The sequence below is a fragment of the Chitinophaga arvensicola genome, from assembly GCF_900110835.1.
Lineage (GTDB): Bacteria > Bacteroidota > Bacteroidia > Chitinophagales > Chitinophagaceae > Chitinophaga > Chitinophaga arvensicola.
Genome location: NZ_FOJG01000001.1, coordinates 2,341,065 through 2,360,335 on the forward strand (window position 1 = coordinate 2,341,065; position 19,271 = coordinate 2,360,335).

A 19,271-nucleotide genomic window follows, 5' to 3' on the forward strand; every position below is an offset into this window, starting at 1 on the left:
GATTACGTGTAGTCATGGGAGTGATAATGATAATCTGGTTATTTTGGTCGTATTGCCTGATCTGTGACCAAATATATGTAAAAATGAGAATAAGATTATCATGGGGTTTTCCCCGGTATACTACACGAAACAACAGATGGCCAGCAGGGTGCCTACACTGATTAATACCCAGAGCAAAACGCCGTGTATCAAAGGTTTGCGGCCGATACCCCGCAATGCTTCCCGGCTAAGATGGGTACCTATCAGGAACAGGGTAAGGGATAAACCGGTTTTGGCGCTTTTTACGAAAAGCGGGCCTATTGTCTGAAACAAGGGGACCCAGGTATTGAGCAACATGGCGAGGATGAACACACCGATAAACCAGGGGATCTTTATTTTTCCGGTATCTGTTTTAAAGAGCAGGGTGGTGATAAAGGCAACCGGCACAATCCACAGGGCGCGGGAAAGCTTTACAGTAGTAGCGATCTGCAGGGCTTCTTCACCATATTTATTAGCGGCTCCGATTACAGAGCTGGTGTCGTGAATCGCGATAGCGCTCCACAAACCAAATTGTTGCTGGGATAAATGCAAGCCATGTCCTATGGCCGGAAAAATAAACAGGGCGAGGGCATTGAGGAGGAAGATAATGCCGAGGGCCACGGATACCTGTTTTTCTCCGGCTTTCATCACCGGGGCAATGGCAGCGATGGCACTACCGCCGCAGATGGCGGTACCGCAGGAAATGAGGTGCGCTGTTTTTTTATCGATACCCAGCAGTCTGCCCAGCACGGCGCCGGTTAACAGGGTGCCGGCAATAGCCGTGATGGTAAAGAGGAACCCCTCGCTGCCGGCTTTCATGGCTGCGTGTACATTCATGCCGAAGCCCATGCCTATGATGGAGCCTTGCAGCAGCCAGTGGGTGATACGTGGCGTTACTGCCGGGAAAGGGTTGCCGCTGGTCTGTGCCAGTGCAAAACCCAGCAGCAGCGCTACAGGGGGCGTTACTATTGGCAGCAGCGTGATGGCGGCAGCGGTGAGGAATATAATTTTTTGTGTATTCTCTGGTAGCAAAACGGCACTTGTCTTCTCTTGTTGCATACGAATCGGTTTGTAATTGGATAACAAAGGTCCGATCCGTAGCCCCGGAAGTCAAATGGTGATAAGTGATCCGTGATAACTAAAAGTTATGCGCTTAATCAACAGAGAGAATGAACTTGTTGAATTTCTTTGCGAAGTCTTCTTTCAGGCTGTTATCGATGCCATGGAGATAGTTGACGGTAAATCCGCGCTGGAGGCGGCGTGGTGTGCCATCCTGTACCTGAACGGGGCGGGCATGGAGTACGCCGATCAGTTGTTTGCCCTGGAAGACAAGGGCCAGCCGGTACAAGGGGCTGGGATCATCAATGCCGCTTTCATAGTTGAAATAGAGCACATAGGGTTTGAGGGTGGTTTCTTCTTCCAGTTTGAAATTGTGGATAAAGGGTTCCATATCAGCGGTGCTCCGGCCGGTATGCTGTTTCAGGTAGCTGCTTAAAGCGGTTTCTATTACGGTGCCGCTGCGGATGCTCTTTTTCTCCGTATAGCCGTCAATGGTAGCCCACATCCTTTCGCCGTTGGTGGACACGGGGAACTTCATGTCACGTTGTAATACACCGGCATCTACGCCATTGACTTTTATTTTGCGGCCTTTATGAAAAATGGGCTTGCTGTATTCTTCTTTTGTAATATCAAAATCCACGCTTACCGGGTACCAGTCTTTTTTAACGGGTGCACAGCGCAAAGGAATATAGTCGAGTAAAGAAACGATGGGATCTCCGCCGGGCGCTGTCATTACGGTAGCTGCGCCATTAATGCGTTCACCTACAACGGGAGCGGTAGTACGGGGTGTTTTAGCGGTAGTTTTTGCCGGGGAATTTTTGCTTTCGCGTTTGGCGACGTCTTCTTCGTTATCGTATTTGCTTGTTTTGTTTTTCAGATCGCACGATACCAGTAATACTGCCAGGATCAGGCAGGATAAATGTTTGTTGAGATGCATATGGTAAAATTACTGTTTTATGGGAAATGGAAGGACTCCGGCTTCCACCCATGCTGCATCTGCACAAAGATTGGGCCTAGAATTCAGCGTATATAACGCTGTCGGCTATCTGCAGGCGGTGAATCTGTTTCATACTGGAAAACGGATCGAGGGGTGACCAGTCCTGTACGGTGTACAGCTGTACGTTTTTACCGGACAGTTGTTGTTCCAGGTTAGTAAAGGAGAGCGTAGTACTGTTTTTACGGGAGATATAATAAATCCGTGGATCATCTTTCAAATGGATCATAATACCCGGGGGACCCTTTTTGATTTGCTGCACCATGCCACTGGTGGGTACACAGTTTTTCTTATTTGCCTTGCGGGCAGAAGGAATACCGGAAATGAGCAATACCAGTATCAGTGTAGCGGCCAGCAATAATGCTGCAGGGCCTTTTTGGTTGGCTTGTTTTTTCATAATCCGTTGGCGTAAGTAGGTTTGGCGTTGGTATAGTAAGTCCAATTTACGAAATAAATACATAAAAAAAGCAGGCTGTAAGCCTGCTTATATTCAGAGTATTATTTTCCCTTTTTGTCGTCGTTCCCTTCGTCTTCTTCCCATTCGTCGCTGTCTTCCCAGTCTTCATCTTCTTCCCAGTCCTCGTCATCGCCGTCCTCGTCTATAAGCAGACTTTGTTCAGAGCCGGGTTCCACGTTGTTTTCGCGCCAGTGGGTCACTATTTCGTCGGCTTTTTGTTGTACCGGGCTAAAGTCGCTGATGGTAGCGCCTTCGAAGTCAATTTCCACATCGGGCAGGGCTTTAATGGCATTAAAGCAGTCCTGCAGGAGGCTGATATTGACGGGAGCGTTGCGCAATGCACTGTATGATAACCTGATAGCATCGAAGGGACCGCCGTTATGAAATACTTCTTCTCCATTGATCATGGGAAAAAGCCATACCAGCACGTCGTCGCCCGACTCTTCGCTGTTGAGGATACCAAAAAAATCATCGAGTTGTTCAAAACCCAATGGCGCCAGTTGCGCGAATGCTTTGTTCCTGGCAGGAAATTTAGGATGCTCTTCTCCTGTAATTAAGAATAATTCACCGAACCTGGGCTTCTCTTTTGCAGCAAACCTGAAGTCAATGAGGATATCGTTTTCCATTGATGGCTATTCTGTTTTCTACTGTAATTTAATAGTTTAATCGGAAGGTATTGAAAAAATATTCTACTGGATAACAGCTGCAGCGATTCTGCGGTAGGCGTGCAGGTATTTATTCAGGCGGGCAATATCTTTTTCTTTTACGTCTGTCATACGCCTGATATCCATATTATCGGTCAGATCATTGAGTTTAACCATACAGGCCAGGCGGTTCTGGAGGGTACGGTCTACAAAGTGCTCATAATCTTCGTCTTCATCCAGTTTGGTTACACAGTAAAGGGCTGCCAGCAGTTGTGGCGCGAGGCCTTCCTGTTCGAGGGCTTCAAAGGTCCAGTCAGTATCTTCTACAATATCATGCAGTACACCTACTATCTTTTCTTCTTCGGTACGGCCCATTTGCATCACACGGAGTACATGCCCTATATAGGGTTGTCCGTATTTGTCTACCTGGCCTTTATGGGCATCAGTAGCTATTTCGATCGCTCTGCTCAGATTCATGGTAAAAAAGAAGGGGACTGCGATGATACTCACAGTCCCCCGGTTGATAATTTATTTACATAAAGTGATAACGTACGAATGCTTCCATCGCGGCGTATTTCTGTAAGCCTAAGCGGTCATACATATCTGCGGTGTTGGCGTTGCGGTCTTCAGCACGTTGCCAGAACTCGCGGAGATCGGTACCCTGGAAAGGCACCACATCTTTCTGACTCTGGTGGATGAAGATGCCGAGGCGTTTCTGCATTACCTGGTCAGGGCTCATTGGCACTGCCATTTCAATCTCATGCATTTCCCACTCCTGCCATGCACCTTTGTACAGCCATACCCAGCAATCTTTTGCCCATGGTTCTGATTTCACAATGTCCAGTGCAGCGAAGATCACGTCCAGGCACACTTTGTGGGTACCATGCGGATCGGCGAGGTCACCGGCGCAGAAGATCTGCTGTGGTTGCAGTTTGCGCAGTAATTCAACAGTCAGTGCCACATCTTCAGGACCCATTGGTTTCTTTTCCACCAGGCCGGTTTCATAGAAAGGCAGGTTCTGGAAATGGGCGTTTTCTTCCGGAATACCTACATAACGGCAGGTAGCTTTGGCTTCGCAACGACGGATCAGACCTTTAATAGCGCGGATTTCAGGTGTATCTTTCTGGCTGGGTTTCTTGGTACGGATGAAAGCTTTTGCTTCGTCCAGTATCATGGAACTTTTGCTCTTGTCGATGTCGAACATACCTTCAAAGCCTACGGCAAAGTCGATGAAACGCAGCAGGAACTCGTCTGTTACGGCGATGTTGCCGGAAGTCTGGTAAGCTACGTGTACATCATGCCCTTGTTCGTGTAAACGGATAAAGGTACCACCCATAGAGATGATATCATCATCAGGATGCGGAGAGAAGATCAGCGCACGCTTTTTAGCGGGTTCTGAACGTTCCGGATGGTTCGGTAACTGCGGACCAGGTTTACCGCCAGGCCAGCCGGTAATGGTATCACGGATCGCATTGAATTCTTCGATATTCAGCTCATACGCAGAACCATATTGTACGATCAGGTCGTTCAAACCATTTTCGTTATAGTCTTTATCGGTGAGCATCAGGATGGGCTTATTCAGCTTCAGCGCCAGGCTGCATACTGCTTTGCGGATCAGACCTGGTGTCCATTCGCAATCGCCGGTGAGCCATGGTTCGTTGAAACGGGTCAGCTCAGCAGCTGCCTGCTCATCGATGATAAATTTGCAGTTAGGATGCTGTTGCAGCAGGGAAGCAGGCACCTGGTCGGTACTGTGTCCTTCCACAGAGCGGCGAACGATCTTTGATTTGTGGGAACCCCAGGCCATCAGTAAGATACGTTTTGCTTTGAAGATGCTGCTCAGGCCCATGGTAATCGCCAGACGGGGCACCTGGCTCATATTTGGGAATTCGTACGCATTGGCCAGACGGGTGCTGTTGTCCAATGTAACGAGACGGGTATGAGAGTTCATATTGGCGCCTGGTTCATTGAAGCCGATATGGCCGTTGTTACCGATACCCAGTACCTGGATATCAATACCACCTAATTCTTCAATGCGTTTGTCGTAGGCTTCGCAATATTTTTTGATCTGATCTTTCGGGATGGTACCATCCGGAATGTTGTACTGTCCTTCCGGGATATCCACGTGATTGAACAGGTGTTCTTTCATAAAGCGGTTGTAGCTCTGTAAAGCATCCGGCTCTATAGGGTAATATTCATCCAGGTTAAATGTGATGACATTCTTGAAGCTGAGTCCTTCTTCTTTGTGCAGACGTACCAGTTCTGCGTACAGATATTTAGGGGTGGAGCCGGTGGCCAGTCCTAAAATACAATTTTGTCCGGCAGCCTGCCTTTCGCGGATCAGCGCGGCAATTTCCTGTGCTACTGCTTTGGAACCCTCTTTGGCAGAAGGATGAATTTCCACAGCAATTTGTTCAAAGCTGTCGATCAGTTCGATTTCCTGATGATTAATCGTCATTTGTAAACGTTTTTGATTAGATGCGGTTTAAAAACGAGCCGGAAAATTAAAGAATTTACTGCTAATGCACATTATTATTTAGCAATATTTAAATTATATTTCTTTAGCTTGTAGTGAACCATTTAATATTCGATCTCGTTAATATGTTTAGCATACAGCGGTTGAAGGCCGTATCATATATTTTGGTGTAGGAGTCATAAAAATGAAAACCGTTCCGCAATTTGCCGGGACGGTTTTCTCTTTTTTACTCTATAATAAATTCATCTGCAAACAACCAGGCGCCATTGCCGGCTCCAGCTGCACCCGCAGGGATCTTACCAAAATTCTGCAGCTGCACTTTTACAAAGCGGCCACGAACCGATTGCAGTTTACCTCTTACCTTGTTAATTCCCTGTTGTGCAAAAGTATTTTGCTTAAATATTTCTTTATAGGTTTTTCCGTCGTCGGATACTGAAAACACCACCTGCTTCGGCGGATAGATCCAGTCGCCCTTTACATTGATCGTATTAATACCAACGCCGTGAATATCCTGTATACTATCCAGTTCTACTATTGCTTCCATGTCTGTTCCTTTAAAGCCAAACCACTCGCTGTCGTTATAGGCGGCATTTCCTTCCACGCCATTTACCAGGGCAAAGTTGGATTCCGGCCGGTGGCTGGCATCCGCTATGGAAGCCATGGTCACCTTTTTGCCTAATCCTTTGTGATACACGAATGCCTGGCTGTATTCGTTACCAAAAGGCTTTCCGTCCTGGAATACCTGCGCACGGAGGGTGCCGGTGCGGGTAACAGAAACGGGCGCCGTGTAAGGAGTCGCAGAAGGGGTAGGAGCAGTACTATCCGTGGTGAAAAATATTTTGCCACCACTCAGTTTACTGTTTAATACCACATCCACGCCGCCTTTACCATTATCGGTTACTTTGCCGGTTACTTCAAATACATGTTTGGCGTAGTTTACTTTTTTGAGGTCCAGTCTTTTTACATGTACTTTCAAACGGTCTACAAAGTTGTCGTAATTGCGCTTGTCTTTCGGAGACCATAACACTTCTGACAATGCGCAGGCACGGGGATATACCATGTATTCCATGTAGTCGTTGTTACCAATGTATTCTGACCACAGATTGGCCTGTGCGCCTTTGATGTATTTCGCTTCGTCGGCGCTCAGTTCTGTTGGCACCGGCTCGTAGGAATATACTTTGCTGACCGGCAGGAATCCGCCGATGGCCAGTGGTTCGTTCGCACCCCTGGACTGATAATGATCAAAGTAGCAGAATTCGCCTGGTGTCATGATCACATCATGTTTTTGTTTGGCGGCGGCAATGCCTCCTTCAATTCCTCTCCAGCTCATAACAGTGGCGTTGGGAGCCAGACCGCCTTCCAGGATTTCATCCCAGCCTATGATCTGCCGGCCTTTGCTGTTCAGATATTTTTCCATGCGCTGAATGAAGTAACTCTGCAGGGCATGTTCATCTTTCAATCCTTCCTGTTTCATGCGCAGCTGGCACTTCGGACATTTCTCCCAGCGCACTTTCGGCGATTCATCGCCACCGATGTGGATATATTTGCTGGGAAACAGTTCCATTACTTCATCCAGTACATCCTGCAGGAAAAGGTATACGCTGTCGTTGCCGGCGCAGTATACGTCGTCATAAACGCCCCAGCGGGTGCCTACTTCGTAAGGGCCACCGGTACAACCCAGGTTTGGATAAGCGGTGAGTGCAGCGAGGGAGTGACCCGGCATTTCAATCTCAGGGATCACGGTAATAAAATGATCTGCCGCATATTTCACCACTTCTTTTACCTGCTCCTGTGTATAATAGCCACCATAGGGCTTGCCATCATATTTGTTGTCGGCATAGCGACCTGCCATGGTTTCCTTTCTTTTGGAAGCCACTTCCTGCAGGCGGGGATACTTTTTAATTTCTATCCGCCAGCCCTGGTCTTCTGTGAGATGCCAGTGAAAAGTATTCAGCTTGTGCATCGCCATCAGGTCGATATACTTTTTTATAAAATCGACGGAGAAGAAGTGACGGCCCACATCCAGGTGAAGACCACGGTAAGCGAAGCGGGGGGCATCGGTGATGTTAACACCGGGTACATACATCGCTTTTGCTTTTTCTACTGGCAGCAGCTGGATCAGTGTCTGCACGCCATAGAAGGTACCGGCGCCGCTATTGCCTTTGATGGTAATGTTATCGTGACCGGCAGTTAGCGTGTAGCCTTCTGCGTTAGCTGTGTCTTTACCTGTTTCCAGTATAATCACATTCTTATCGCCCTGGTCTTTTACCGCCAGTTCGTAGCCGGTGAGTTCTTTCAGCCACGCGTTGAATAAGGCGGCGGTTTTTTTATCGTTATCATTGGTGGCAACGATCACAGTTTGCTTATCCAGTAAAAAGGAATCGGCTGTTTCGCTGACGCTGGCAGGCATAGGAATGATGCTCACGCTGCCTTTGGGAGCGGTGGTCTGTTGAGAGCCGGAGCAGCTCCACAGGCCACCTGCAGCCATCAGTAAGCACAGGTGAATTACTCTTTTCATTGTCATATAAAGGATTGTTTTTTTCGCTTTTGCTTATTAACAACAGGGTGCCGGCAATTACCGGCACCCTGTTGTTAATAACTTATTTCATTTCAAGTTCGCATAGTACCGGACGGTGGTCCGAAGCCACTGTTTCTTCAATGATGCGGGCGCCGGTAACAGTCCACCGGTGCCTGGGCGCTACCAGGATATAGTCCAGTTTTATTGTTGGTGAATCAGAAGGAAAGGTAGGTCCCATTCCATGAGTGGCGTCGGTAAATATTTGCTTCAGCACATTCACTTCTTTCGAGGAGGGAATGGCATTGAAATCGCCCGCCATAATCACGGGTGTGGACGTATTCCGGAAATAGTCTGCCAGTGCGTTTGCCTGTGCAATGCGGTCTGCCGGTTTTTTACCTGCATCCAGGTGTGTAGTAACAAACTGCAATGAGCTGTCTCCGGGAAGTTTGATGGTTACGATGCCTGCCGCCCTGGCTTCATTTCCTTTTCCGGAAGGCAAAGGCAGGGTGGTGGTGCTGCTGATGGGAAAACGCGAAAGGATACCGGTACCATAGCCGCCGCCTTCCAGGTCGATGGCTTTCACGAAATAGGTATACATGCCTGTGATGGATGCCAGTTCTTTCAGCTGATCTGATTGCTGGGTGCGGGAAGTGACGCTGTCTACTTCCTGCAGGGCTACCAGGTCAGGATTGGTGGCCAGTATTACATTGGCGATTCCTTTCAGGTCAAGCGCCTGTTTCATGTTTTCCCCATGGTGAATGTTGTACGTTAATACTTTTACTTTCTGTGTTTGTGCACAAAGTGAAAAGCTGGTAAAACATACCACCGTAATAAGCAGCATTTTTTTCATATCCATATCATTTAAACGCGTCCTTCACTGGTCTTCCGATCCAAACCTGCGGTGTTTTCAGACCAAAGATCCAGGCCAGCGTAGCAGCGGTGTCATAGGTCATCACGCTACTGCTGATCTCTTTGTTTTTTGCCACACCAGGGCCACGTATGATCCAGGGAATCTGCATTTCTTCCATGGTTTTGCCGCCATGTCCTTTCTTGATACCGCCATGATCCGCAGTGAGCAGGATAATAGTGTTATCCCACATGCCGGCGTCTTTTACTGCCTGCAGAATTTTTCCCAGTAACACATCATTCTTGGCTACCTGGTCGAAGTAAGGTTGAATATTATGACCAATATTATGCCCGGTTCCATCAGGCTCATCAAAATGGATGAACAGGAAATCCGGTTTCTTTTCTTTGATATAGGCTACAGAAGCGGCGGTAGCAAGACTATCATTGTCGTGTGTACCCAGGTCTTTATTTACCGCAGCTTTTGGGAAAAGGTAACCGATACCATCCCAGCTGTAAATAACGCCTATTTCTGCTTTTGGTTTTTGTTCACGCAACAGGGTATAGATCGAGGGGAACATGCCATATTGATCCAGTTCACGGGAAGGTAATTCCGGCTTCCTGCTGTCCCACTCTGTATAACCGTGTATTTCCGGACCGGCGCCCATCACCATGGAAGCCCAGTTTACAGCACTTGAAGAAGGCAGTACGCTGCGGGCTTTCAGGGTCCACGCACCGTCGTGCATCATTTGTTTCATGTTGGGGTTATCCACATGTGGAAAACAGTAGGCACCAAAGCCATCCATGCCAATCAGGATAACGTGCTTTACCCCTTTGACCTGTGCTTGCGCGAGGAATCCGCCAAGCAACAAGCCTGTTGCAATGATCAGTTTTTTCATTTCGTTGTTCACTTTGTAGGCCGGCCAGTTGCCGCCTTTTATTAATAATGGGTGTAAATGGAATTCTAGCTAAACATGAAGAGGCTAAGATAGTAATGTTTTTTCGCCTATTTCACGGATTAATATGACTTCTTTTTTTTGTGTGGCAGAGATGCCATACTCAGGTACGCCAGGAATGCCGCCCATACTCACATTGGGATTTCTGTAGATCATCCCGCTTTCTTCATAGGCTTTGGCAGAGGTATGGAATTCAGTGACGCCGGTGCTGGTAATTAATTGGGCAATATTGTTGGCACGAACACCCGAGCCAGCCATGATGGCGATGCGGCCATCGGCTCTTTCTACCAGTTCTTTCAGCAGGGAAGCGCCTTCCAGGGCAGTGTTGCGTGCGCCGGAAGTGAGGATACGCTCACACCCGATTGCAATAATATCTTCCAGTGCTTCAAACGGATTATCCGTCATATCGAAGGCACGGTGAAAGGTAACGCCCATGGGCCATGCCAGGTCTACCAGTGTTTTGCAGCGTGCTTTATCTACCCGGCCATCCGGTGTGAGAATCCCTATAACTACACCATTACAACCCAGTTGTTTGCAAAATTCAATATCACGTTTCATCACTTCAAATTCCAGGTCGGAATAGAGGAAGTCGCCGCCACGTGGACGGATAATAGGGTAGAGGTCTATTTTTACTTTTTCCCTGGCAATGGCAATGGTGCCATAACTGGGCGTGGTACCACCTTCCAGCAGGTTGTCACACAGTTCTATCCGGTTGGCGCCCCCTTCTGCGGCAGCAATGCAGGAGGCTACGGATGCAGCACATATTTCGAGGGTGAATGACATAGCGAATAGTTTTTTATAGTAGTAGTCATCCGCCGTTAACGGTGTATAGTCAACGGCGGTTCAACTAAAAATGATGTTTTCCGTCAATTAAAATATTGCTGGTGTCGCTGGTACACACGGCATAGCTAAAGCCTTTCTGGAGGCAATATGCGCCGTGTTCTCCTTTTTTATTGAGGGCAAGGAAGCCTACCTGGATTTCTTTTGCTTTGGAAGGACTGCGTTTTACGATGCGGTCTACCGCTTCTTTACAGGCTTTTTCCGGTGGGTAGCCCTGACGCATCAGTTCTACTACGAGGTGGCTGCCTACAATTTTAATCACTTCTTCTCCTACACCGGTGCTGGTGGCAGCGCCAATTTCATTATCTACATATAACCCTGCGCCGATAATGGGAGAATCGCCGAGGCGGCCATGCAGTTTAAAAGCCATACCGCTGGTAGTGCAGGCGCCGGACAAATTGCCGTCGGCATCCATGGCTACCATCCCGATGGTATCGTGGTTATACACATTTCCCGGCAGCATCAGCGGATTGAATGCAGTAGCGCCGTTGGTGGGTGTGTAAGATTTATTTTCTATGTTGATGATCGGTTTGTATTCCGATGTTTTTAGCCATTCTTTCCAGGCTTTTTCTGATTCCGGTGTCAGCAGGTTTTCTTTTTCAAAACCGTTGGCCAGTGCAAACTGCAGGGCGCCATCGCCTACCAGCATCACATGTGGTGTTTTTTCCATCACCATACGGGCTACAGAAATAGCATGGGTGACGTGTTCCAGCGCACCAACGGAGCCACAGTTGCCATGTTCGTCCATGATACAGGCATCCAGGGTAACACGGCCATCGCGGTCAGGATAACCCGAGAAACCCACCGTGTGGTTGTTGGGATCGGCTTCGGGTACTCTTACACCTGCTTCTACAGCATCCAGTGCGCGACCGCCTTTTTTCAGGATCTCCCAGGCGGCTGCATTGGCAGCGCGGCCAAAATCCCATGTAGACACTACAATCGGCTTTCCTTTTACAGGTCCACGTTTGCCCTGGGAACGTGCAGGCGTTCCGGTTACTCCATCCAAAGAGAAAACAGCGGCACTGAGGGCCGCTGTTTTCAGGAATGATCTTCTATTACTCATATAAAGTAGTTTGTACTTTTCAACCTTTACCTAGTCCTTCATTTCCCAGGCCAGTGCGCTGGCACCCAGGATCGCCGCATCGCTTTCTTTCAGTTCGGAGAACAGCAATTTAACTTTATTCTGGAAAATAGGCAGCAGGTTTTGTTCCATATGCTCCCGCACCGGTTTCATGATAAGATCTCCTGCTTTGGTCAGACCACCGAACAGCACAATGGCTTCGGGGCTGGAGAACATCACGAAATTGGCCAGGGCTTCACCGAGTATTTTACCGGTGAACTCATATACTTCCATGGCCAGCGGATCGCCTTTCATGGCAGCTTCGTAGATGAGTTTGGAGTTGATCTCTTCTTTGGAATGCTCCCGCATGATGCTCGGGGTATCCGGACGTTCTGCCAGGAATTCCAGGGCTGTATTGGTTACACCGGTAGCAGAAGCATAGGCTTCCAGCGATCCGTGTGCACCGGTGCCCGCATGATGACGGCCACCCGGAATAACAATACAGTGACCCAGTTCACCGGCAAACCCATCATGACCATAGATAAGCTGGCCGTTGGCAACAATACCGCTTCCTACGCCTGTACCCAGGGTGATCACGATAAAGTCTTTCATACCACGTGCCGCACCGTAGATCAGTTCTCCCAAAGCCGCTGCGTTGGCGTCGTTGGTGAGTACAGTCGGTAAACCGAACTTCTGCTCCAGCAGGCTGGCTAAGGGTATTACCCCTTTCCAGCGCAGGTTTGGCGCATATTCTATGTTACCGGTATAGTAGTTGCCGTTAGGCGCGCCTACACCGATTCCTTTTATATTTTCAATACCACCGGCCTTTTCAATCAGCTCAGTTAAGTGACCATGCAATTCATCGAGGAAACCGTTTACTTCCTCATGCTGGTTGGTCAACATACGACCATCACCTATAATATTACCTCTGCGATCTACAATACCAAATTTGGTGTTCGTACCTCCGATATCAATGCCCACCACTAACTGCTGACTCATAATCAATTCCTTGAGATTTTAAAATGGTTTTAACTCTAAATGCGAAGAACGCGAGATAAGCAAAGCACAGCGCCGGAATAATGTAAGAGGCGTGAATACCAATGCTTGCGATGTCTGCCAGACCACCCTGCACAGGAGGAATCAGCGAGCCACCGAGGATCATCATTACCAGGAATGCAGAACCCTGACCGGTGTACTTGCCAAGACCGGCAATAGATAATGCAAAAATACTAGGCCACATAACAGAGCAGAATAAACCACCGCTGATAAAGGCGAAAGTAGCCAGCTGACCACTTGTAAATAATCCGATCAGTACAGATGCCACACCCAGTAAACCGAAGATGGTGAGGGTTTTGGCAGGTTTGTCCTGGCCGGCAAAGAAACCAACGATCTGTACAGCGATACAGATAGCATATGGATATAACACGCTGATATCATTACCCTTGATGCTGTTGGCGCCGAGAATTACGCCATAGGCTACAAAAGGAACGATTACGCAGAGAATGTTACGCGTTGTTTTGGATACGTTGAATACGCTGATGGCACCTGTCCAGCGGCCAATCATCATACTGCCCCAGAACAGGGATACATAAGGATCCAGTTCAGATTCTGCCAGACCTTTCACGGTCAGGAAGCCAGGATGTTTCAGCAGGGCGCCGAGGTTACTGGCAATGGATACTTCCACCCCTACATAAATAAAGATGGCGAGCATACCCAGGATCAGCTGCGGATATTTCATCGCACCCCATCCTTCACTGTTGCCGGCAGATGCCGTTTTAGTATAGAACAGGATACCGATAATACCCACGATACCAGCGATAAACATCGGTAATTCAAATTTCAGTATCAGACCCATGAGGATCAGTACGAACATGAACGTGATACCCAGTAATGACCTGGTAGCTTTTGGAGAAGATTCAAAACCTTCTGTATCCTGGCTTTCCGGCATCTTCACAAAAGCAAAAATGGCAGCAGCAATCAGGAACAGGGCAATTAGCAGGAAATACAAGGTGTTGATCTTGCTGATATCGGTGCTTACTTCGCCGCCTTTGATATTACCGAACAGCAACATGCTCACGATAATGGGCCCGATGGTAGTACCGAAAGAGTTGATACCACCAGCCAGGTTCAGGCGGTGAGTACCTTTGGCAGGATCTCCCAGTAAAATAGCAAATGGATTGGCAGCGGTTTGCTGCAGTGAAAAACCTAAGGCCACAATAAATAAGGCCATCAGGATAAGGGCAAAATAACCGAAAGTAACCGTTTGTTTAAAGTCTGTATCCAATACCGTAACCACCTTTTCCAGGTTGGCTTTGGTGAAGATGGCCGCATACTGGTGATGCTCTTCATCTTTTGTGAATCCGCCGGAAACTGCGGAAATCAGCTGAGGATTGGTCGTATACTTTTCAGCAGATTCATTGTTGCTGATCAGTAATGAATAAGTTTCAGGATCCTTCTCACGGCGGATTTTTACCTGCCTGTCAGAAGTCTGTAATTGCTGCTCTACCTGGAAACCGCTGATGTCGGCAATGGTTTCTTTAATAGGAACAATCTTTTCCTTATTTACACATGGAATCATAATTACTGATCCCAGCACGGAGATCAATAAACCGTAAATAATACCCTTCTTGTACCCGATCTTGTTAAGAATGTCCACTTTCCTTGCAGTGGAGGCCAGGTAAAGAATCAGTGAACCAATGAAATAGGCACTGTAAAAGGAGAAGTCAATCAGTTGTGACTCCAGTTGGGTAAGGTTGAAATGTGATTTACAGAAAGGGATAAAGATACTGTTGGATGCAGCCAGAAACCCCCAGAAAAAGAAAACCAGAATAAGCACAAAGAACGAAGGATGGGTGCTTTGTGCGCTTTGTTTAGATTGCTGAGTCATAAACGTGTTAAGTTACGGTGAAATTTTGCCGGTTAAATGTATAATTATTTTTTTAAAAATTTTTAAAAAGTCAAATTAATCTTGCAATTTAGTAATTAGATAAAACGTTTTAGCAAAAATAATTGCGAAATATACAAGAAATATAAGAGAAGTTTAATTATGTTCGTGCTTATCAAAAAAAATAATTCTGACAGCTTATGTCCAACCAAACAGTAACAATGAATGTACCTTCCAAACAGGCCGGGTATGCGCAATCAATGGCCATCATCGGCATATTGTTTTTCGTATTCGGTTTTGTTACCTGGCTCAATGGAACACTGATCCAGTTTTTCCAGATCGTGTGTGAACTGAATGTTTCACAGGCGCTGCTGGTTACCATGGCCTTCTACATGGCCTATTTTTTCCTCTCTATTCCCTCTTCCTTCATTCTGAACAAGACAGGATTTAAAAACGGGATGGCTTTAGGACTCCTCATCATCGCCATCGGTTCCCTGGTTTTTATCCCTGCTGCCAACGCACGTAGCTTCGCCATGTTCCTGACCGGCCTGTTTATCCAGGGCGCAGGATTGTCCCTGTTGCAAACCGCTTCTAATCCTTACGCCAGTATTATCGGACCAAAAGAAAGTGCCGCCAAACGTATCAGTATCCTCGGGATCTGTAACAAAAGCGCCGGCGCCCTGGCTCCGTTGATCCTCAGCTCTATTGTACTGAAAGGTGCAGATAAACTGGAAAAGGATATTGCAGCAGCAGTTGATGCCGTGCAGAAAAATGCTTTACTCGATAGCCTGGCTTCCCGTGTTATCGGACCTTATGTGGCTATCGCTATTATATTAACCATCCTGGCGTTCCTCCTGAAACGCTCTTCTTTACCTGAAATTGATACCAATACGGAAGATGCGGCTACTGCAGCAGCTACTACCGGTAAAACAAGCGTATTCCAGTTTCCGCAACTGGTGCTGGGTGTACTCTGCATCTTCGTATATGTGGGTGTGGAAGTAATGGCCGGCGACGTGATCGGTCAATATGGTAAAGCGCTCGGTATGAGTGTGGACGATACCAAATACTTCACCACCTTTACCCTGGTAGCAATGCTGGCAGGATATGTAATAGGTATTGCCACCATCCCGAAATTTATTACCGGAAAGAAAGGCCTGCAGATTTCTGCCATCCTCGGCATACTGTTCACCGTAGCCGCTTATGCTACTACCGGTTTCTCTTCTGTAACTTTCATCGCCCTGCTCGGCCTGGCAAATGCCCTGATGTGGCCTGCGATTTTCCCGATGGCCATCGACGGACTCGGTCGTTTTACCAAGATCGGTTCCGCCTTGCTGGTAATGGGTATTGCCGGTGGTGGTGTGATTCCACAGATCTACAGCGGTATGTTTGACCAGCATAGCATGTTCAGCTTCCTGTACAGCAGCAGCATCGATTTCAGACATGCGTTCCTGTACTGCATGGTGCCCTGCTATGTATACATCCTGTTTTATGCCCTTGTTGGGGATAAGTTAGGTAAGAAATAAATAAATATCTGTATCATAAAAGAGGAGGGCTGACCATATGGTCGGCCCTCCTCTTTTATGAATACAGGAAAAATGCCCTGATGTTAACTTCCCGCTTTTTGCACCTTTTTTGCCGTCCCCTTTTTATTTCTAAATCATTTTTATATTTTTAGGTGTAAATTTTACGTTTAATAGCCTTTTAATGATACAAGAAACCAGGGAGCAGTTTATCCACTTATTTGAAAAAGAGCCACTGATGGTGGTTTCCCCAGGAAGAATCAATCTGATTGGTGAACATACGGATTATAATGATGGTTTTGTTTTACCCGCCGCTATCGATAAAAAGATTGTATACGCCGTGGCATTGAACAACACACAGCAATGTAATGCCCATGCCGTTTTTACGAATGAAACAGTATCCTTCCAGCTCAATGATGTAAAACCAACCCCGGGATGGATCAATTATCTCATGGGAGTAGTGAACCAGTTGCAGGAGCGTGGTTTACCGGTAGAAGGATTTGACTGCGTAGTGACCGGCGATATTCCTGTTGGCGCCGGCATGTCCTCTTCCGCTGCGGTGGAAGGTGGCCTGGTAATGGCGTTGGACCGGATTTTCGGCTACGGACTCGATCGTATGGAAATGGCCCTCATCGGCCAGAAGGCGGAGCATACCTTCCCTGGTGTAAAATGTGGTATCATGGACCAGTTTGCCAACCTGCATGGTAAAAAGGACCAGGTAATGCGGCTCGATTGCCGCAGCCTGGAATTTGAATATTTCCCTTTTAAGTTCCCTGATTATAAAATAGTACTGTGCAATTCCATGGTGCATCACTCCCTGGCTTCCTCCGAATATAATGTACGCAGACAGCAATGCGAGGAAGGCGTAAAAGCCATCCAGGCCAATCATCCTACGGTGAAATCCTTGCGGGATGCGGATATGGGCATGCTGAATGAAGTGCGCTCACAGCTCTCTGGCAAAGTATATGACCGTTGTCATTATGTGATTGAAGAAATACAGCGGGTGCAGGATGCCACTGCCTTGCTGAAGAAAGGCGACCTGCAGGCCTTCGGTGAACTGATGTATGCTACCCACGAAGGGCTCAGCAAGCTGTATGAAGTGAGTTGCCCTGAACTGGATTTCCTGGTGTCACTGGCACGGGAGAGAGCAGAAGTGGCCGGCGCCCGCGTGATGGGCGGTGGTTTCGGCGGTTGCACCATCAACCTGGTAAAAGCGGATAAGGTAGACGAGTATGTGGCTTTTATCAAATCAAGATACCAGGACCAATACGGCAAGGAGCCGGAAGTATATGTGACGGTGATCGAAGATGGCGTATCTGTGATAGATGAAGTCATCCCTGCATAAAAACAGTCATCATCTCTTTATATAAAAAAAGCAGCGGAAATTTTCCGCTGCTTTTTTTATAGCTAACATCGTTATGATTAGTACTGGTCGTCCAGTGCAAAGATCGGTGTTCTGTTCATCCAGCGGCCACGGGTGAAGTCCGGAATGAACTGCACGCTGCCACTTTCTGCTACAGATTGCTCACTCAGGGGAGTGATGGCATACCAGGTAGCCATGTCGTAAACGTCCAGTGGGTATGGTGTACCGCGCTTGATACACTCCAGGAAGGAGTTGAGTACAAACCAGTCCATACCGCCGTGACCAGCACCTGCAGCATCATTGGCATACTTCTTCCACAGCGGGTGATCGTATTTACCAAAGTAGCTGTTGGGATCTTTAAAGTCGCCGGTTTTTTCCCACTCGTCGTATTTACTTTTCTTCTCTACGTAAACAGATTCCTGGTCATCCATCCACAAACCGTTGGTACCCTGTACGCGGAAGTTCAGGGAGTAAGGGCGTGGAGAGTTGGTATCGTGCGACAACATAATGGTTTCACCATTGTTGGTTTTGATCAGGGTAGACACGATATCGCCCAGTTTGAATTCTACTTTCGCGTTCGGATGGTTTTCACCACCGTTATCCACGATGTATTTATGCAGGCCACGGGATTTGGTAGCCACTGAAGTCAGCGACAGCAAACGGTTACCTCTGTTGATATTGATCATGTTGTTGATCGGACCCAGACCATGGGAAGGGTAGAGATCAGCGTTGCGGTGAACAGAGTGATTGGTTCTCCATTTGGCTTCAGACAGCGCTTTTTCACCAAATTCAACCCCACCACCGTAATATTGCTTGCCGTTGTTGAACTTCACGGCACGCAGATCGTGCTGGTAGCCACCCTGCAGGTGCGTGAGTTCGCCGAACAGACCCTGGCGCACCATGTTCAGTACGGCCATTACATCTCTCCGGTAACACACGTTTTCCATACCAAATACAGGGATACCAGTTTCTTCACTGGTATTTACCAGTTCCCAGCATTCCTGGATATCGGAAGCACCACATACTTCCACGGCGGGTGTTTTACCTGCTTTCATACAGGCCACGGCCATGATGGTATGCCATTCCCAGGGAGTAGCAATGATCACTGCGTCAATGTCGTCACGTTTCAGCATGTTGCGGAAATCTTCCGGACCATTGGTATACTCGGCTACTTTCTTTTTGCCGCCATATACTTTTTCGATCATGGCTCTCACCTTTGGCAGGGTGTAGGCCGTGTCCGGGTCAGCGAAAGCAACTACTTCCGCGTCTTCACGATGGAGACAGAAATTCAGGTGACCAAGTCCACGGGCGCCAACGCCAATCAGACCAATTCTAACTTTGGGTTTCTTCTCGTTAGCAAATAATTTGGCAGAGGAGCCGAGCATAGAAATACCTACGCCAGCTGCTACCGTGTTTTTCAGAAAACTTCTGCGATGCAGTGGTTGTTTATTCATTGTTCAAAGTTTATGCGTATACTGTTATACGTCTTAGGAGGCTCTAAATTTATAAAATTTGATCTATCAAAAGCAACCTAATTTGTAATAATCTTACATTTTTGTGATAAACGGTGTATAATCAGGGGGGCATTTAGCAAGATAAAAATGACAGGAGCCGCTTCTGATGCGGTCAGATCGATTTT

General features: G+C 47.5%; 15 protein-coding genes and 1 pseudogene. 2 read left to right on the forward strand and 14 right to left on the reverse strand.

The annotated features are described in order from the left end of the window. Positions 1 to 120: 120 nt before the first annotated feature. From BMW79_RS09875 to BMW79_RS34090, 13 genes and pseudogenes are all read right to left on the reverse strand, one after another. Complete coding sequence (locus BMW79_RS09875) at positions 121 to 1,077, reverse strand: YeiH family protein (RefSeq protein WP_089893879.1); 957 nt, start codon at positions 1,075 to 1,077, stop codon at positions 121 to 123. A gap of 94 nt (positions 1,078 to 1,171) precedes the next feature. Beyond that, positions 1,172 to 2,014, reverse strand: coding sequence for a hypothetical protein (locus BMW79_RS09880; RefSeq protein ID WP_089893882.1), 843 nt, complete (start codon positions 2,012 to 2,014; stop codon positions 1,172 to 1,174). Between the two features lie 76 nt (positions 2,015 to 2,090). Continuing rightward, positions 2,091 to 2,468 carry a hypothetical protein gene (locus BMW79_RS09885; protein WP_089893887.1) on the reverse strand — a complete coding sequence of 126 codons (378 nt, stop codon included), beginning with the start codon at positions 2,466 to 2,468 and terminating at the stop codon, positions 2,091 to 2,093. A gap of 101 nt (positions 2,469 to 2,569) precedes the next feature. Beyond that, positions 2,570 to 3,154 (reverse strand): hypothetical protein, encoded by a 585-nt coding sequence (locus tag BMW79_RS09890; RefSeq protein WP_089893890.1) that lies wholly within the window; start codon positions 3,152 to 3,154, stop codon positions 2,570 to 2,572. Positions 3,155 to 3,217: 63 nt separating this feature from the next. Continuing rightward, on the reverse strand, positions 3,218 to 3,682 hold the full coding sequence (locus BMW79_RS09895; RefSeq protein WP_245752452.1) for a phosphohydrolase: 465 nt from the start codon (positions 3,680 to 3,682) through the stop codon (positions 3,218 to 3,220). Between the two features lie 22 nt (positions 3,683 to 3,704). Beyond that, positions 3,705 to 5,636 (reverse strand): annotated as a pseudogene (gene nagB / locus BMW79_RS09900) (glucosamine-6-phosphate deaminase); the annotation flags it as partial. Between the two features lie 238 nt (positions 5,637 to 5,874). Further along, positions 5,875 to 8,172: a beta-N-acetylhexosaminidase gene (locus BMW79_RS09905; protein WP_218150298.1), complete on the reverse strand. Its 2,298-nt coding sequence runs from the start codon at positions 8,170 to 8,172 to the stop codon at positions 5,875 to 5,877. Positions 8,173 to 8,248: 76 nt separating this feature from the next. Further along, the gene (locus BMW79_RS09910) at positions 8,249 to 9,016 is read right to left on the reverse strand and encodes an endonuclease/exonuclease/phosphatase family protein (protein ID WP_177192106.1); all 768 of its coding nucleotides are present in this window, start codon (positions 9,014 to 9,016) and stop codon (positions 8,249 to 8,251) included. 7 nt (positions 9,017 to 9,023) lie between these two features. Beyond that, positions 9,024 to 9,908 (reverse strand): alkaline phosphatase, encoded by an 885-nt coding sequence (locus BMW79_RS09915; RefSeq protein ID WP_089893899.1) that lies wholly within the window; start codon positions 9,906 to 9,908, stop codon positions 9,024 to 9,026. A gap of 84 nt (positions 9,909 to 9,992) precedes the next feature. Further along, positions 9,993 to 10,748, reverse strand: coding sequence for a copper homeostasis protein CutC (locus BMW79_RS09920; protein ID WP_089893902.1), 756 nt, complete (start codon positions 10,746 to 10,748; stop codon positions 9,993 to 9,995). A gap of 64 nt (positions 10,749 to 10,812) precedes the next feature. Then, a complete protein-coding gene (locus BMW79_RS09925; RefSeq protein WP_089893905.1) occupies positions 10,813 to 11,868 on the reverse strand; it encodes a N(4)-(beta-N-acetylglucosaminyl)-L-asparaginase in 1,056 nt (351 codons plus the stop codon). A gap of 30 nt (positions 11,869 to 11,898) precedes the next feature. Further along, a complete protein-coding gene (locus BMW79_RS09930; RefSeq protein WP_089893908.1) occupies positions 11,899 to 12,864 on the reverse strand; it encodes an ROK family protein in 966 nt (321 codons plus the stop codon). Continuing rightward, positions 12,836 to 14,752, reverse strand: a complete 1,917-nt coding sequence (locus BMW79_RS34090) for an MFS transporter (RefSeq protein ID WP_218150299.1) — start codon at positions 14,750 to 14,752, stop codon at positions 12,836 to 12,838. Before BMW79_RS34090 ends, BMW79_RS09930 begins: the two co-directional genes overlap by 29 nt. 197 nt (positions 14,753 to 14,949) lie before the next feature. Between BMW79_RS34090 and BMW79_RS09940 the strand changes: the two genes are divergently transcribed. Then, positions 14,950 to 16,272: a sugar MFS transporter gene (locus BMW79_RS09940; RefSeq protein WP_089893911.1), complete on the forward strand. Its 1,323-nt coding sequence runs from the start codon at positions 14,950 to 14,952 to the stop codon at positions 16,270 to 16,272. 181 nt (positions 16,273 to 16,453) lie between these two features. Further along, positions 16,454 to 17,614: a galactokinase gene (galK, locus tag BMW79_RS09945; RefSeq protein WP_089893914.1), complete on the forward strand. Its 1,161-nt coding sequence runs from the start codon at positions 16,454 to 16,456 to the stop codon at positions 17,612 to 17,614. A gap of 77 nt (positions 17,615 to 17,691) precedes the next feature. Here galK and BMW79_RS09950 read toward each other — a convergent pair whose 3' ends face one another. After that, on the reverse strand, positions 17,692 to 19,086 hold the full coding sequence (locus BMW79_RS09950) for a Gfo/Idh/MocA family protein (protein WP_089893918.1): 1,395 nt from the start codon (positions 19,084 to 19,086) through the stop codon (positions 17,692 to 17,694). Between the last annotated feature and the right edge of the window lie 185 nt (positions 19,087 to 19,271).